The 15965-nt window shown below is 45.6% G+C and carries 12 protein-coding genes; 1 reads left to right on the top strand and 11 read right to left on the bottom strand.

Features of this window, described 5'->3' with window-relative positions:
* Positions 1-179: 179 nt before the first annotated feature.
* The 9 genes from ACOCD9_RS10410 to ACOCD9_RS10450 form a co-directional block, all read right to left on the bottom strand.
* Positions 180-2675: an SAV_2336 N-terminal domain-related protein gene (locus ACOCD9_RS10410; RefSeq protein ID WP_419547357.1), complete on the bottom strand. Its 2496-nt coding sequence runs from the start codon at positions 2673-2675 to the stop codon at positions 180-182.
* An 8-nt stretch (positions 2676-2683) separates the two neighbouring features.
* Positions 2684-3787 (bottom strand): AAA family ATPase, encoded by a 1104-nt coding sequence (locus tag ACOCD9_RS10415; protein WP_419547358.1) that lies wholly within the window; start codon positions 3785-3787, stop codon positions 2684-2686.
* Positions 3777-5636, bottom strand: a complete 1860-nt coding sequence (locus tag ACOCD9_RS10420; protein ID WP_419547360.1) for a caspase family protein — start codon at positions 5634-5636, stop codon at positions 3777-3779. The genes ACOCD9_RS10415 and ACOCD9_RS10420 overlap by 11 nt, the downstream gene beginning before the upstream one ends.
* 11 nt (positions 5637-5647) lie before the next feature.
* Positions 5648-6502: a hypothetical protein gene (locus tag ACOCD9_RS10425; RefSeq protein ID WP_419547362.1), complete on the bottom strand. Its 855-nt coding sequence runs from the start codon at positions 6500-6502 to the stop codon at positions 5648-5650.
* A 220-nt stretch (positions 6503-6722) separates the two neighbouring features.
* Positions 6723-9077 carry a GH116 family glycosyl hydrolase gene (locus ACOCD9_RS10430; protein ID WP_419547363.1) on the bottom strand — a complete coding sequence of 785 codons (2355 nt, stop codon included), beginning with the start codon at positions 9075-9077 and terminating at the stop codon, positions 6723-6725.
* Between the two features lie 201 nt (positions 9078-9278).
* On the bottom strand, positions 9279-9722 hold the full coding sequence (locus ACOCD9_RS10435) for a DUF3531 family protein (protein ID WP_012264377.1): 444 nt from the start codon (positions 9720-9722) through the stop codon (positions 9279-9281).
* 59 nt (positions 9723-9781) lie between these two features.
* A complete protein-coding gene (locus ACOCD9_RS10440; RefSeq protein WP_419547364.1) occupies positions 9782-10363 on the bottom strand; it encodes a CPBP family intramembrane glutamic endopeptidase in 582 nt (193 codons plus the stop codon).
* Positions 10360-11418 (bottom strand): DUF3326 domain-containing protein, encoded by a 1059-nt coding sequence (locus tag ACOCD9_RS10445; RefSeq protein ID WP_287704474.1) that lies wholly within the window; start codon positions 11416-11418, stop codon positions 10360-10362. The genes ACOCD9_RS10440 and ACOCD9_RS10445 overlap by 4 nt, the downstream gene beginning before the upstream one ends.
* Positions 11415-11591: a hypothetical protein gene (locus tag ACOCD9_RS10450; RefSeq protein WP_419547365.1), complete on the bottom strand. Its 177-nt coding sequence runs from the start codon at positions 11589-11591 to the stop codon at positions 11415-11417. Before ACOCD9_RS10450 ends, ACOCD9_RS10445 begins: the two co-directional genes overlap by 4 nt.
* Before the next feature lie 343 nt (positions 11592-11934).
* On the opposite strand from ACOCD9_RS10450, the gene ACOCD9_RS10455 reads away from it, so the two are divergent.
* A complete protein-coding gene (locus ACOCD9_RS10455) occupies positions 11935-12489 on the top strand; it encodes a Uma2 family endonuclease (RefSeq protein ID WP_419547366.1) in 555 nt (184 codons plus the stop codon).
* Between the two features lie 77 nt (positions 12490-12566).
* On the opposite strand, the gene ACOCD9_RS10460 is transcribed toward ACOCD9_RS10455, so the two are convergent.
* Together ACOCD9_RS10460 and ACOCD9_RS10465 are read right to left on the bottom strand one after the other, a co-directional pair.
* Positions 12567-13409: an Rpn family recombination-promoting nuclease/putative transposase gene (locus ACOCD9_RS10460; protein ID WP_287704478.1), complete on the bottom strand. Its 843-nt coding sequence runs from the start codon at positions 13407-13409 to the stop codon at positions 12567-12569.
* A gap of 179 nt (positions 13410-13588) precedes the next feature.
* Complete coding sequence (locus ACOCD9_RS10465; protein WP_419547367.1) at positions 13589-15244, bottom strand: DNA methyltransferase; 1656 nt, start codon at positions 15242-15244, stop codon at positions 13589-13591.
* Positions 15245-15965: the final 721 nt, after the last annotated feature.

A 15965-nucleotide genomic window follows, 5' to 3' on the forward strand; every position in this document is an offset into this window, starting at 1 on the left:
ATCAAACCCCCCTTATCAAGGGGGGCAGGGGGGATCAAACCCCCCTTATCAAGGGGGGCAGGGGGGATCAAACCCCCCAGGTAATTGACCCCCTAAACCAATACACTTGCACTATAGCCTGCCCAAAAAAATTCCAAAAAAGGGAATGAGGGAAAAAAGGGAAAAAAAGGGGAAAAGGGTTACAGGGTCCTCCCGAATACGCAGACTACCCGAAAACCGTCATAGTAGAGGCGGATGTCGCGGCGGTAGTTGAGGCTGCGAATCGCGGAACGGCAGTAATTAGGAAGGTAGCCCCAGGAACCGCCCCGCAGAGGAGAACGATAATCATTCCCCTTTTCTGTCCAGGCACTGCCATCCGTCGGCGCACCATCATAATTATCGTGCCAAGTATCGGCGCACCACTCGCGGACATTGCCGTGCATATCGTACAGTCCGAAGGCATTGGGGGGAAATTGTCCCACGGGAGTCGTTTCTTCTCGATATTCTCCCTTCGCTTCTTCTGCGTAGGTATAGCTGGCATTGTAGTTGGCCAATTCCCCCGTAATGGTTTCCCCAAAGTAAAATGGGGTGGTGGTTCCAGCACGACAAGCGTATTCCCATTCCGCTTCACTCGGTAGTCGGTATTCCCTTCCCTCCTTTAGTTTTGATAATCTCGCACAGAATTCGATCGCATCGTACCAGTTGACTCGTTCCACGGGACGGCGATCGCTATCGGGACGGTCTTTAAAATGGGCCGGGTTGAGATCAAGGTCTTTTTCTACTTTTAAATCCGTGCGAGAGGCGATCGCTTTCCACTGAGCTTGGGTGATGGGATATTTACCCATGAAAAAGTTGGAGACAGTAACCTCATGTTGAGGGCGTTCATCACCAAAACTATCTTTCTCGTCTTGCGGTGAACCCATCAGGAATTCGCCCCCCGGGATAGCAACCATAGTCAGGGGTTCGATGCCCTCCCCTAGGGGTTCTTGGTAGTAGTAGGCCTCCCGGGATTCTCTTTTGGTAATTTCTCCCCGTTTATCGACGTATAGGGTCTCGAAGGGGAATTTTAGGAGTTTTTCCGGGGTCAAGATTTCCTGTTTTCGCTGCCTCACTCTCTCCTCGATGTTTTGGGCGATATCGGCGTACTCTCCCCCCCAAGTGCGGAGAACAGCCGCGTCCACCTCAGCGAAATAGAGAGAGCGATCGCTGACTGCATCCGCTAGAGAACCCTGTGGATTGGGGATTAGAGCCGAAAAATCGCGAAATTCGCCGTAATGGTCGCGAATATAATCGCCGATGCCGCGCCAAATATCGATCGTGCGCCGGTTGGCACTATCTGCCAACAGTAGCTGACGAATACCAGGGTAAAAATCGTACCAAGCATCCGGAACCGTCGCTCCCTCCGGACTAAAGGTAGATTTTTCGACCAGTCCGCTAAAAAAGACCTCCGCTAGATGCCAATGTTTACTATCGGGTAAAAATCGCCGCTGTGCCAATCGCATCACCGGAGGAATCAGGGGAACGGCCGCCAGCACTTTAGCCAGTTCTCGGGCCAAGGGACTGGCATCGATTAAAAAGCCTCTCAATAACTCTTCCGGGGATTCCGCTTCCAGAGCGGCTGCCTCTTCTTCTCCGGTTTCACCCATATTCACCCCCGCAGTGGTTGCTCCCATTAAAACCCCCTGAATCGAGTTACCACCGCTCCCAGCGATAAATTTCGCCCAGGTTGCAAAGTGAGCGGGGGATAGATTGAAAATAGGGAACCGATAGAGAATCTGCTTCGTGCGGAGTCTTTCCCCCACTTGCAGTATTGCATTGGCAGAAGCGGGACCCGGTGCAATCAAAGGCCGGAGGATTGCTCCCTCTAAAGCGGTTCGTTGCCATAGCTCCTGCGGGAAAATGTGAGCGATGGTGACGGGGTGTTCTTTGCCCAGATCCGCTAGGGTGGCGAAGGCAGACCCCGATCGCCAAGCTTTCCCCAAAGTATCGGTTAGGACAATAAAAAGTCGGTTTCCGGAGGGTGCAACCAGACTGCGAGGGTTCCGTTCGATTTGCCCCGCACCGGAAAGCAAACGAGCTTCATTTTCACCGGTCTCGAACCACCAAACCCGCACGTCCCGAAAAAAGCCTTGCCAACGGAAGAGAGTAGTCATTCCCCCCGCTAGATCTCCCCAAAATTCCATCGGGGGAGAGCGATCGATCAACAGGTGAACCTCTAACCAACGTTCTAGGGGGGGTCGGAAAGCGAGCATCGGTAATCCCCCCGCTTCGGCCGTCCGTTCCACCGTAACCTCGATATCCAACTCGTCGGCCCGTAATCCAGGCACGCGACGCGCTAGGGGGAGAATTGCCTTACTGATGGCGGTGGGTTCGGGTATCGGAAAGGGATCGGGGACGCGAACGGGAGAAGAACGATCGCTCTCGACCGAATCGCGCTTCCGGGAGGTCTGCATCGGGCGATCGATGGTTTCGGGATAGGCAACGGGAATCGTTGACTCGATCGCTCCGGGGGGAGGGGTTTTTTCACCGCTGCCGGATGACCGGTTATCCTCCTGATCATTAGATGAGGTTGCTTCCGAATGTTCAGGCTGCTCGATCAACCAAGGCGCGATAATTCGATCGAGGTAAGCAGCGCACCAGATCAGTTCTGCCATTTCCCTCTCGTCTTCCCACCAGATGGCTTTTTTCCCTTCCATCTCTCCCCCTACCCTTGCAAGGATTTAAAGATGGTGTCTAGCAGCTTGCTATCGGGGTCGGTGAGGTCGTTTCCCTGTAGTAACAGATAGACCGCGTTGAGCAGTTGATCGGTGGCTAGTTTGTCTTTGCGTTTGATTCGATCGAGAAATTTCCGGATCAGATTTCTGGCCGGTTCGTCCAATTGATTTAGGCTCTCCGGGGGGAAACGTTTCTCTAGTATCCGATAGAAATCATCCTCGTTGTCGGGTTGTTCGAGTCTTAAACGCAAACATCGACGCAGGAAAGCAGGGGGAAACTCCCGGGCCTCGTTACTGGTCATGAATACTAGGGGGAACTCCTGACAAGACACACAACCTCGAGCGATCGGGATTTTTTCCTCGCTGTCGTCCTGTTGACCGCGATAGGGAAGAACGGATTGGTCGCCGGTTTTTAATCGTGTCAGTTCCGGGATTTCAAAAAATCCCTCCTCGAAAATATGGAGGAGATCGTTAGGCATATCGATGTCGCTTTTATCGATCTCATCAATTAGCAGCACCGCCGGTCGTCCTGGACGGGATCGATAAAAAGCCATCCCCATGGGACCTAATCTTAGATAGCTGCCGATATCTGGTTCCTCGTACTTTCCCCCCTCTCCCACTTTCTGTCTTTGTAGGGAAGCTTCCTGTAACCGTCCGATCGCATCGTAGGCATAAAGACCCTCTTTAAGGGTGGTGCGGGAAACGATCGACCAACGGTAGGGGCCGGGTAGTCCCAATTCCAGGGCAACTGCGTAGGCCAGGGAAGTCTTGCCGGCGCCGGGGTTGCCCTCGATCAGTAGGGGACGACGCAAGCAGAGGGCAGCATTCACCAATTCCACCGCTTTCGATTTCTTATCCACGAAGAATCCTAAAGCCCTAGGGTCGATTTTTCCCTGTTCGGGCGGTATTTTCTGCGATTTTGCCGCTTTTGTCCATTCTTCCGGGGACAGGCTAAAACTGCGCCAAGGGGGGGGCGGTGGGATGCGATCGAGGTGTTTTCTTTGTTCTTCGGGTGTGGGTAAACTATCGGCGCTCAGGGTCAAACCCCGATAGATGAGAAGGTCTTCTGCTTCGGTAACTGGTTTATTGGCCATTGGATTCCACCACTCTCGTGTTTAGAGGTCTCGGTCTCGGGGAGGGTTTGGGGTATAGATCGTCCCAGAAAAGGGCGATTTTTCGCTTGTTTCTGCGTAATTCTTTGATCTTATCGGGCCAGTTTTTCCATTCCGAGGGTTTTAGATCGTTATCTGTCATCGGTTGATTGGCGTTTCGACTCCAGACGGCGATCGGCAGGGATTCGACGATATCTTCCAGATCGGCGATCGATGGTTCGGTTCCGATGTAGTAATGTTCCCGGTCAAGATCGCTATTATTTTCCCATAAAGCTCTCTTGATCTCCTCGATCTCGTCGCGGATTTCTCGGAAATCTTCATCGAAATAGCGATCGAAGGAGTTAATAAAGACGGGGTACTCGTATCCTAGAGATTTCAACGTTGTACCCCGCTTAAATTGAAATTCTTCCAGAGGGTATTTTAAAACTTTTATTGGCAGAAAAATTTCGAGATTTAGCTTTACTGTGTTCGGCAAACTATAACGAGCTTTGCGAATTAAATTAGCGAGAAATGTCTGACTTTCTGGACAAGATTCTATTTCGCTATTTAATTCAATTTTTTCGTTTTCAGCAAATCTTCCTAAGGGGCGATGTTGACTTTTAATCCAAAGATTCATTCTTAAGTGAAATGAGTTGAACACCCTTCCAGTATTATTATCTTTATCGAGATCCTGTTCTATTTCAATTTGAAGTCTCAGTTCTTCTCGATTAATACGTTCCTTGAATTTTTCCCACGACTGCCTGACTTCATTTTGTATTTTATCTAAATCCGCATTTTCTCGATACTTAATAACCCTAAACTGCCAAGCTTCGATAGCATCAATCGACGGGTTAATCCTATCTTCTTCTAATAACCTATTTAGACACCAATCGGAACAAGCTATGAGAGGACAGATACCCTCTATAACCGGCTTGTTTGATAATTTTTTTAATTGTTTTTTAAGTTCTAGATCGTCCAAAATAAACTCTTCTAAAAATTTACTATTCAATAAAAATGAATTGATAAAAAGTAAATTTTTTGATAAATGTTTTTTAAATTCATTCAATAATTCTTCTGTGAATTCAAGGCGTTTTTCTTCCCAAGTTCGTATCGTTTTAGGAATAACTGGAAAAAATTTTGCAACCGTTTCAGATCCCGTCAGGTTATGTACAACGTCTTGTGGCATTGAGTCGGGAATTTTTTCATTAACTTTGCCTACAATTTCACCGGGGGAAATATATCGATTACGAGACTGTTGACAAAAATCTTTCAAAACTGCTGCCAAAACGGTAGAGAATACACTCTCTTTAGCCTCTTGTTTGGCACGACAAGCGGCGATCGTGTGAACGGCAATATTTTTTTCTTTGCTCGATCGATATATCCCGATCGAGCCAGCAGCGAATTTTGTAACTTCCACCGCTCCCATTTGCGAGCAACAGGTATCGATAATATACAGTATCTGCGCTATCCGAACCCCATCATTATTGAGAGGACGAACTAAATCTTCGGTCGATAGAGCCGTTTGTCCAATTAGTTTAGGATCGGTATCCTCCAGTAAAAGATAATGTCTATCCCCCAGTATATACTCGCCGTGACCGGAATAATAAAAAATGACAATATCGGTTTCACGGCGATTTTGTTGAAGCCATTGAGCAAATTTGAGGGTAATTTCATCTTTTTTCGGATTAATATCTAAATCGGTTAACACTCGCTGGTATCCAAAATCACGAGTAAACAGATCGATTACCCGTTCTAAATCCGTCTCGACGCTGGGTAATTGCTCGTCAGGGTCTAAGTTCTTGTAATCCTTTGTCCCACAAGCGATTAGATAATACTTGATTTCTTCATCCATACCATTACCCATCAATCGATTAACCCCGATCGAATCGCTTCCCCAGTTTCAACCGCCGTAAGATACCTTTTGGCATCATGAGCCTCGCAACCATTATAAACTAGCTTATCCTCGATAGTTCCCTCAAATAAAGGGTTGAGTTGCTTTGTCAACGCCACCACATCGCCATCGTCCGCGATATTTACCCATCTTTCCACATTTCCGGGCCAGCACCCCAGATTATTGCGGGGGGATGGTTGCAGTCGATCGAAAATTAATTGTCTTATCCCCAAAGGAGAACCGAGAGTGACAAAGACTTTAATCGGCCATTCTGGATGCTGACATAAAGTTTCGTAACAGACGATCGAACCGAGAGAATGAGCTACAAGTACCCGCGTATCTTCTTCATTGATACATTCTATTACTCGCTCTTGAATCTGCTGTTTTAGCTTTCGATCGTGTAAATAGCTCCCCACTTGCTTAAGATAAGAAATAACCAATTTCTCGGCAATGCTACCGAAAAACCGAGATTCACTTAACCCCGACAAAGCTCTCTGGATAATTTTTGGGGTAGATTTTTCTCTCAAAAGGCTATTCGCATTGGGATGATTATTTTCTAATCGTTCCGTTTCTTGCCACCACAACTGAAGTAATTCTTTTTCCCAATCGGAATCGATATCATTAACATCGTAGTTCGGGATACCGATCGCTTTCGATTTTCCCCGGAAAAGGTCTCCGTAAAACGCACAACGAAAATCAGTATCGGACTCTAACTCGGTTCCCGCGAGTTTCAATCCATCCTTGAGACTTGGCAACCACTCAGCAGAAATCGTGTGGCTACCCCTAAATTCTTGCGCGATACCGTGAACACCGACAATTTTAGCCATGATCGTGCGGTTACAGGGCTTCCCTATCCCTGTTAATTTTCAATTTTAAACGGTTTTTCCCACTTTAGAACAAGAATAAAATAAGTAGCTGGTTATAATTAAATTAAAAATGGATTTTAGGTTCGATCCCCCCTGCCCCCCTTGATAAGGGGGGTGCCGATAGGCGGGGGGATCTACCCTTGATAAGGGGGGTATCTGATAATTTTTAACGCCTACCTACTTATCCCTGAAATTCCGTCAAAACCCCATAGATAGACCAGATAGCCATGGCGCGTAAATAATGACAAGCACGAAAAGTTCCCACCGATGTTATTGCTTCCGGGGTGCGAAATTGTAGGCCATTTTCATAGACTTGTTTCACCACCGCTTCTGTAATTTGCCATCCTTGCTTTTCCATTCCCATTTGTAGTAAAAAAGCCACCAACCCAAAATTAATTCCTACCCAAACTTCCAAGGGATGAGTTGCCTCGGGATTTTCGGGAGTACCATCGGGTTTTAAACCATTGGCCGCCCCAAATTTTCCCCCATGAAACTTGAGAAAACAAGCCTGATAAATCTTACCTAAAGCTGATTGCGTGTATTGATTTTCTACCACATCTGGTAAAGCCAATAAACGGGCATAAAATTGACCGCATAATTGATCAGTCATCACCACATCGGAACCACTGCCACTATCTAAATTATAATATTCTCCATTCCAGAGAGTCTGATGATAAATAGCGCGAGATTGCTGTAACCAACTGGTAAAAATTGCCGTATCTTCTCCAATGATTTCGCCAATTTTAATCGTTGCTTCTAGGGCCGCTATCCACAAACCACCACAATAGGCACTAATTCCCTGTAAACGCCAATCATCAAAGGTTTGGTCTGGTGCGCCAGAATTTTCGGGGATGCCATCGTTATCAAGGTCAAAAGTTTTTAAATATTGCAAAGTCAGGACAATTGACGGCCAACATTCCCGCAGAAAATCCTCATCTTTAGCCCCCGTTAATAAATAATCCCGATAGACTAATAAAACAAAATCACTGCCTAAATCTTTCCAGAGATTACAATCTTGATAACTGGTGTAATTGCTCTTTTGCCAAGGGTGTTCATTGGGTGCGCCTAAATCGTGGGGAGTGGCATTTTTAGCCTTACGAATGGCACTAGCTTGGTTATAACCGATAATCCGAGGAGTGTCGTCACTGCTGGGAATTGCCCTCGCAAAAGCTTCCATGACGGCCTTTTCTAAGCGCGGCCATAACATCAATAACCCAAAGGAACCATAGAGACGCACATCCAGACTTTCATACCAACGATAATCAATACATTCTAACACTCCGAATTGACCGATGGCATCCTGTTCCGTGGCTGCCGTCCAGAGAGTGCCGCCGTCAGTTAGGAGGTATAATTCGTTAAATAAAGCCATTTTAAACCAATCGGCCAGATCGCTGCGTTCTAGGATCGGTTTTTGCCAGTTAATAATATTTTCTCGCCATGTATCACCGTGTTTTAAAGCCGTGCGTACCATCGCCCAAGCATTTTGACCATTGCGACCGAAAAAGTCCGTATAACGACGATAATAGTTAATTCCTTCGGCAAATTCGGTGACTGGTAAATCCCAAGCTAAAATAAAAGGAATTTTGCGAGTTTTCCCCGGACGAATGGTAAAACGAATCGCCATGGCCGTGGCCGTTTGTTCCCCTTTTTGGGCGGGGGTTTCGTCCTCAATATCCGGTAAAGAGCCATTCATGGCGAAATAGTCCCAAACTTCGCCCCCATCGCCGGCAGGGTTCCATTTACCCAGATAAAATACCTCTAGACTCGGATTAGTAATACTGGCAATCGCCATCTGTCCATCCCCTTCTCCGGGGTTTTCGTAATCCCGACGCATCAGACAGCCAACGCGGAAATTATCGACAATCCATTGATTATAATTACCCTCACTTTCCCCCCATTTTGATTGATATTCATAGACGGGACTACCATCATCTCTCACCTTAACCACTGGGGATTTAATCGCGTTAGTAAACCAACCGATTGTATTTTGCCAAGTCAGCATAATACTAATAGTAATCGGTTTATCGGTGGGATTATGAGCCGTCCATTCAAATAGGGCAATAGGATAACTACTTTCTTGATAATTATGCGCCCAAACCGGTGAGAATTGTTCGCAAATTAATTGAGTCTGAAAAACATCTTTGTACTCGTACCAACTGCGGGGATAAAGGGCAGAATATGTTCCCTTTTCGGCTGGATACCACGACCAGCGCGATAATGTTCCATCCGTCGGGCTTTCCGTCGCCATAGCGTAGGCTTGGGCGCTTCCGTCTTCTGTTTGTTCAAAAATGCTAAATTGACAGGCAGGAAGGCTATTAAAACTGTGTTCACCGCCGTCCAGATGCCAGAGGTTAAAGTCACCTTTGGGGGAACGTCCGATGCAACCGGCCCCAAATCCCCCCAGAGGCATCCCATGCCAAGGACCATCATCTAAATTGCTGGCATAGCGGACGCTGTAGGGTTTTTCCCAACCTTTGCCTAGAGGACGTTTCCAAGCAGCGGCGGGAATTTCTGGAAGGGAGACGAGATTAAGCATAGATGTTTTTAAGTGGGGTGTGGGAAGTGGGGTGTGGGGTGTGGGCTTCGGCCGTGAGCTCAGCGTTCGACTGAGCTCACGCCGAAGTCCGAACGGGTGTGGGGTGTGGGGTGTGGGGTGTGGGGAGAATAAATAAATAAAAATAAACTCCTGACTCGGAGAATTCTGACCCCACCAAGAAACTTTTTCAGTAAAACCTAATTATTCGCTAAAGAGATAATTACTGCGATCGCTAACCGTCCAATCTTGATTTTCTCCCCCGATAATTAAACGTTTAATATCGACAAAATCCTTACTTAATTGGGTCAAGGCATTGATTAAAATATCCAAAGCAATAAGATCGCTAGTACCGAGATCAAACCAACAACGTCCCCAAGTACCTAAGTATTCAAAATCGGTCATATTGTGCATCGGTGACATAAAGGCATTTTCGGCCATATCTGGATCGTATTCCATATAACTAATATCGACTCCCACCTCCTGTACCTGTAGGTTTTCGGCATTGAAAGCCCCTAATTTACCCAAATAAAACCAAGAGGCAAAAACTTCTTCTACATACTGCTGTTCCATATTCGAGGGAACTGTGGAAAATTCCAGCCAAAACCAGACATCAAAAGGATTAAATTCGCGAAATTGCACTTCCATTTTTTTTATAGGAGACAGGAGTAGTCACTGATAACTGATAACTGATTACTGATAACTGATTACTGATTACTATGCTGTAATTTCCAGAGAAAACTAGCGAGGAGATTGGTGATAATATGAGCGAGGATCGGGATTAATAAATTACCGGTGATGATGACGGTATAACCGAGGGCAAAACCGACAACAGTTGCCCAGATAACATAGGGCCATTGTTGGGAACCGCTAAAATGGAGGATACCAAAAATCAGACTAGAAACGGTTAAACCAAAGATATTTAAGCCCAAAGCTGGCAAAATCACCCCGCGAAATAATAATTCTTCACTTAACCCCGGCAGTAATCCAATCCAAATTAAATCGGGCCATGCTAAAGGTTTAATGACTAATTCTAAGTAAGCGTTAGCACTATGGCGATAACTAGACCAAAAACGATAGAGAAGCCCACTAATTCCACTAATTGCCCCCGCTAAGGCTAATCCGAACAGGAAATCCGGGAGAGTCAAGCGAATGGCGGGAATAGCGATCGCACCGAAATATTGCCAAACTTTGGCGACTACCAGCAAGATAATCGCCGTTACCGCCATAATGGTGAGGACTTGTGTGCGTGTCAGGGGATCAAATTCGGGATTAGGGGAATTAGTCACGGATTCTCGGATAAACAGCGTAAAGAGTTTAAATTAGGGCGAAGAGATGCGAGGCTAACCCCTGCCCGTTGACAAACGATCGCACCGATCGCCTCCATATACGAGTGTACCCTAATTGCTTTCACCCCTAGAGGTTCCGGGGCCACCTTCATTCTTGTACTATTTTCCTGCACAGCAACCAGTACAGTTTTTTCTTGACAAAAACTCAAAACTGTGCTAGAGCCGCAAGCACTGGCGGGAACGATCAGCGCGTCCACCTCCCGGCCCCAAATAGCATCCGGACCAGGCCGCTTGACCAATTGGGGGGCGCGACTCAAACCCACCAAAACGCAGGGTAAAAAAGTATAACCGATTTCTTCGGCTGCGGCCTTGGGGGAAAGTTGCGGATCGAGGGGCAGCGGACTTAAAGCGGGGGCGTGGGCTGCTGGTATTTGGAATTGTCGCACCACCAGATGGGAAATTACCGCCTCGGCCCCGGCAAGGGGATCCACCCCCTGACCATGGCGATAATTAGCCAGGGCAATGCTATCGGGATCGTCGGGAAAACGGGCAACAATGGCGATCGCTTCCGCCCGGCCCTGGTTAATCAGTTTTTCTGCTCCCCGCAGCAAGCTGTCAGGATTGCCAATTGTTCCCCAACTTGCCCCGGAGGCTGCCTCTCGCAACTGCACATTTAAGGGGGCATCGGTGATAACGTAATCGGTGAGATCTAAGCCCAGGGTAGCCCGGACAGCATCGGCAGCCTGAAGGTGTCTTTGCAAGAGGTCAAATTCAATGGCGCGATCGAATAGTAACCCGATGCGATTTTGATGGACGGGACTTAATCCCCAATCCCCCTGGGCAAAACGATCTAAAGCGTAACCCTCTACATAGTAGGTGTTGCCTAGGGGCCAGTACAGTTGTGCGCCGTTGAGGACATTGGGATGGGTAATTAGGCGATCACAAACTTGGGCGATCGCTCTGGCCACGGGAATGCCATCCCCGGCATAACCGCCAATCGCTGCCCCGATGCCGGTGGGAATAATTAGTACGGCGGTATAGGGACGGGAATTCACGAGGCAGTGGTGACAATCGCTTCGACTTTGACTTGATTATTCTCGGTATCCACTTCTGTGATTGCCCAACGCAAGGGTTCACCGCGTTTGGCTAATTCTTTTTCGATTTCTTTCTGCAGTTGTTGCGGGGTTTCCTGTAGGTCGATTTCGGCACTAATAAAGTGAGTGGTCATGGGGATTGTCTGGGATAGTTATCCCCTCAGTTTATCAAGATTTTGCCCTCTTGCGCTGGTTTATCGGCTCTCTGGGTCAGGAACCACAAAGAGACAAAGGACACAAAGATCGATCGCTGATATGTAAGTTAAGGGACTTGCGCTTTGATAATGTACCTTTTGGGCGAACGCAGTTCGCCCCTACATTGTGGACAAAATCCGTTACTGTAGGGGCGCAAAGCTTGCGCCCTCCGATCGATTGGGATATTATTCCCACGCAAGTCCCTAAACTGATCACACAAAGAATAGGAGAGCCTTAGCCATTCTCGTACTATAATTGATACTAGGCTTTCCCCTAGAGATTATGATCGCAGTTCCCAACTACATCAGTCCCCAAGAATATCTCGCTATCGAGCGCCAGAGTCAGATCCGCCATGAATACCGACGTGGTTTGGTTTATGCGATGGCCGGCGGTACGGATAATCACGATCGCATTGCCCTTAATCTACTCGCTCTGGTTAACCTGCATTTCGGCGACTCTACAGACTGTCGGTTTTACTCGGGTAATGTCAAGGTTAACTATCAAGATCAGTTTTATTACTATCCCGATGCTTTTGTTACCTGCGATCCTCGCGATCGCCAAGATCGTTATCTGAAACGCTATCCGAAACTAATTGCGGAAGTGCTTTCCCCCAGTACGATTGCTTTTGACAAGGGCGAAAAATTCCAAGATTATCAACAGATAGAAACTTTAGAAGAATATGTATTAATTTCCCAAGAAATCCAGCGCGTGGAATGCCGTCGTCGTAATTCTCTGGGGACATGGGAAACGACTATTTACGAGACAGGCGATCGGGTGATCCTGTCAAGTATTAACCTAGATTTAGCGATCGCCGATCTCTACCGCGGAATAGATTAAAGTGTTAACTACTCTCAAGGGAGTTGAGAGCTTGCTGCTTCCATGGCAATGGATAGACAGCATTTAGTTTACTTGTACTAACTAGCTCGGCAATTTTCCAGCCATTCTTCTAAATCTTGTAGTGACTGAAAATCTAACAAAGCTTCTCCCAAGTTTTCTAACTGTTCTAGGTCAAGACTGCGGATATTGGGCAATAATTCGGGGGAAATGTCCCCTACACGCCGATTTAATTGACGTAAAACTAGGTTAGCTTCTCCCTCTTGTCGTCCCTCTTGTCGTCCCTCTTGTAAACCTTCCGACCAGATTTCTTGATAGATAACGGATTCTTTCATGATGTCTTTCCTCAATAATCGTTGGATGATGTCTTTCTCTAATACTAACCCGGCTAGAATTGCGGTAGATGCGGCCAGATTACTTTGTTCTCGACTATCGCTGATTTGCTCGATTTCTTGGGCAATTTGCCGCAGTAAGTTTTCTTGTTTCTCAGCTTGAGCGAGTATGGCAAAGGGAAACAGTCCGGGGGCCTTTAATAGGGGTTCCGAGGGTTGTTCCCAAAGTCTAATCACTTCAAATTGATGAGAGGTTTTCCCTTGTTTATAATCATTCTGTCGGACTGTGGGGGAGTCACTTTTCCTTAGATAAATAACCACTTGATGGATAGGTTTACGGGGATAGCGTCGATAGAGTCTGGTGGCATAATCTAGCATTCTATAGGGAATATCTTCTTTAGGGTCGGTTTGGAACTCGATATGTAAGATTAATTCTTCCGACTCCAAAAAGATTAAAGTATCGGCTCTAATTGGCTCTAGGGATAATTCCGAGGGTTTAATTTCTGTTAATTCTAAGGGTTTACCCAGTAACCAAGTGGCCAAGTCTCTCGAATATTCAAGGGCGATAAATTTACAGGTAGAATCATACATTTTCAATTCAATTCTAGGTTAAGGCTGACCTATATTTTAACAAAATTATCACCCTATTCCCCCTCAATCCCCCCTCAATCCCCCCTTATCAAGGGGGGTAGGGGGGATCGAACCCAAAATCTATCTTCAATTTAATTATAACCAGCTACTTAATACCTAGCTACTTAAACAAAGGAGATTTATTCGGGGAAGGGTATATCTAAACTCATTTGTTGTCCTTGGGTTTCCCTTTGTTTTTCGGCAGCTTTCAGGACTTCAAAGGTGAGGATAACATCGAGACGTTTTTTTTGTTCAAGGATTTCTTGTACTGTCACAATCTCAATTTTATCCACACTTTGACTCATATAACGACCGCGATAAATTCCCGCAGATTTGGCTGTTTGTATCATATCTTTGCTAGGGGGTTTCAAGGTGATAAATATACCCAGGGCTGCCCCTTGTAGTGTCATAGTTCCCTGTAGATCTCTGATGTCTCCCGATTTGACATTACCGGATTTTACTTGAAAAATAATTTTCTCCCGGTTGTCTTTATCTCCCTGAAAATAGGCAATAGCATCGACTCCTTTATCTGCCCCTTTTTTGTCATTAATCACGGCCCGGTTATTACTATAGGTTAAAACCGCCCATTTCTCAAATTCTTTGCGGGTACGATCATCGGGTTTAGTGGCTAATGCTTTGGCTGATTCTAGATCTTTGGGAATACCATTCAGTTCAATTTTATCTAAAACATTTTTACCAAAGGAGTCCTCTAATCGCTTTAACATTAAGCTAATACTCTGATAGGTTATATCAATTCCAATCCAGTTTCTTTCTAATCTCTCTGCTACAGCGATCGTCGTTCCACACCCACAATAGGCATCTAAAATTATGTCTCCTTTATTACTACTTGCTTTGATTATTCTTTCTAACAATGCCTCCGGTTTTTGTGTGGGATAACCCAGACGTTCTTTTGTAGTTGGAGCAAAGATAATATCTGTCCATATATCTTGAATTACAGGGCTTTTAGTTTCTGATAAATATTGCTTAAGACCATCTTTTCTAGGCCGGCCATCCTTCTGTAACAAAATATAACCCTGACTATATAGTTCTTCTAGTTTTTCTATAGAAAACCGCCATTGTCTATTATTACCTGGATGGACTCCACGCCATTCTATAGTTCGTGATTCGGAAAAATGAGGAGCAGTTAAGTTTTCTGCTCTGTATAAACCTTTAGAGTCTGAGTATTTATATCTTGCTAATTGTTCTTGGGAATGATAGGCATCTATATGATTAAATGTCTTAGCCTGTGTTTTGCTGTAAAAAAACAGACGATCCTGAATTCTTCCATATCTTTGAGGATCATTGTGTGCCGTAGTTCTTTTCCAAACAATCTCATTGAAAAAATCACCCCCCTGAGAGCAAAAAATAGTATCTAAAACTATTTTTAAATAATGACTAGCAGTAGGATCGCAGTGGAGATAAAAGCTACCGGTAGATTTTAAAACTCGATGGATTTCCACAATCCTCAGAGTCATACTCACCAGATAAGCGAGAAGACTACCTTTACCTAAAACTTTGGTTAAACCGTCAATTAAATCGATAGTCTGACCGGTAAATTTACCTTGATAGTTGCTTTGAATTTCTTCTAAAGCTTCGTTAGCGTGATTATCCCATGTCCAGGTATCCACAAACGCTTGTGCTTGTGCTTGATCTTCCTTGCCTAAGTTGTTATAAATTTGGTTGTAATTGCGTTTAGAATTAAAGGGTGGATCGATATAACAAAGATCGATCGATTCATCTTTGATATACTTCCGCAGCACTTCTAGGTTATCACCGTAGTATAGTTTATTGACCATAGAGATTAAGGGGATTGACTGCATTCTCAATTGTATTATTATTCCCCCTTAAAGAGGACGAATGCAATCGCTCCAGAGAATAATATGATTGTACTAATTACAATAAGCGCATCATGTGCGTCCAAAATTTAATCTAGATATTTCCCCACAGTGGGATTTTGTCAAGAGAAATTATCCTCTGCAATCGCTCCGCAGAATAATATGATTGTACCAATGGTAAAAGCACTGAGAGGCAGCCCAGAATAGTCTCACCAGGAGACGGAAATAAATTTAATTTTCCTAAGTCTATTTAGCCTGAAAATGAGGGGGTCGCAGGCAGGCAGGGATTCCCATTATATAAATAAGTATATGTCAAGTGCTGGGATTTTGTCAAGAGGAATTAAGTAGCTGGTTATAATTAAATTAAAAATGGATTTTAGGTTCGATCCCCCCTGCCCCCCTTGATAAGGGGGGTGCCGATCCCCCCTTAATCCCCCCTTGATAAGGGGGGTGTCTGACAACTTTTAACGCCTACCTACTTAATTAAATTAAAAATGGATTTTAGGTTCGATCCCCCCTGCCCCCCTTGATAAGCTGTCCTTTAGTCACATCTTTCTTAACATTTCAAACCTTTGTAGCACAAGGCTTTCAAGACTCGGTTAACAATCTGTAATATTCCTTGTTGACACCCTTACTGACAAAGAAAAAACTGAAATCAAGTCACGATAAGGGTTGGAGTGCT

It is taken from the genome of Microcystis sp. (genome assembly GCF_048564745.1).
Classification (GTDB): Bacteria; Cyanobacteriota; Cyanobacteriia; order Cyanobacteriales; family Microcystaceae; genus Microcystis; species Microcystis ichthyoblabe_A.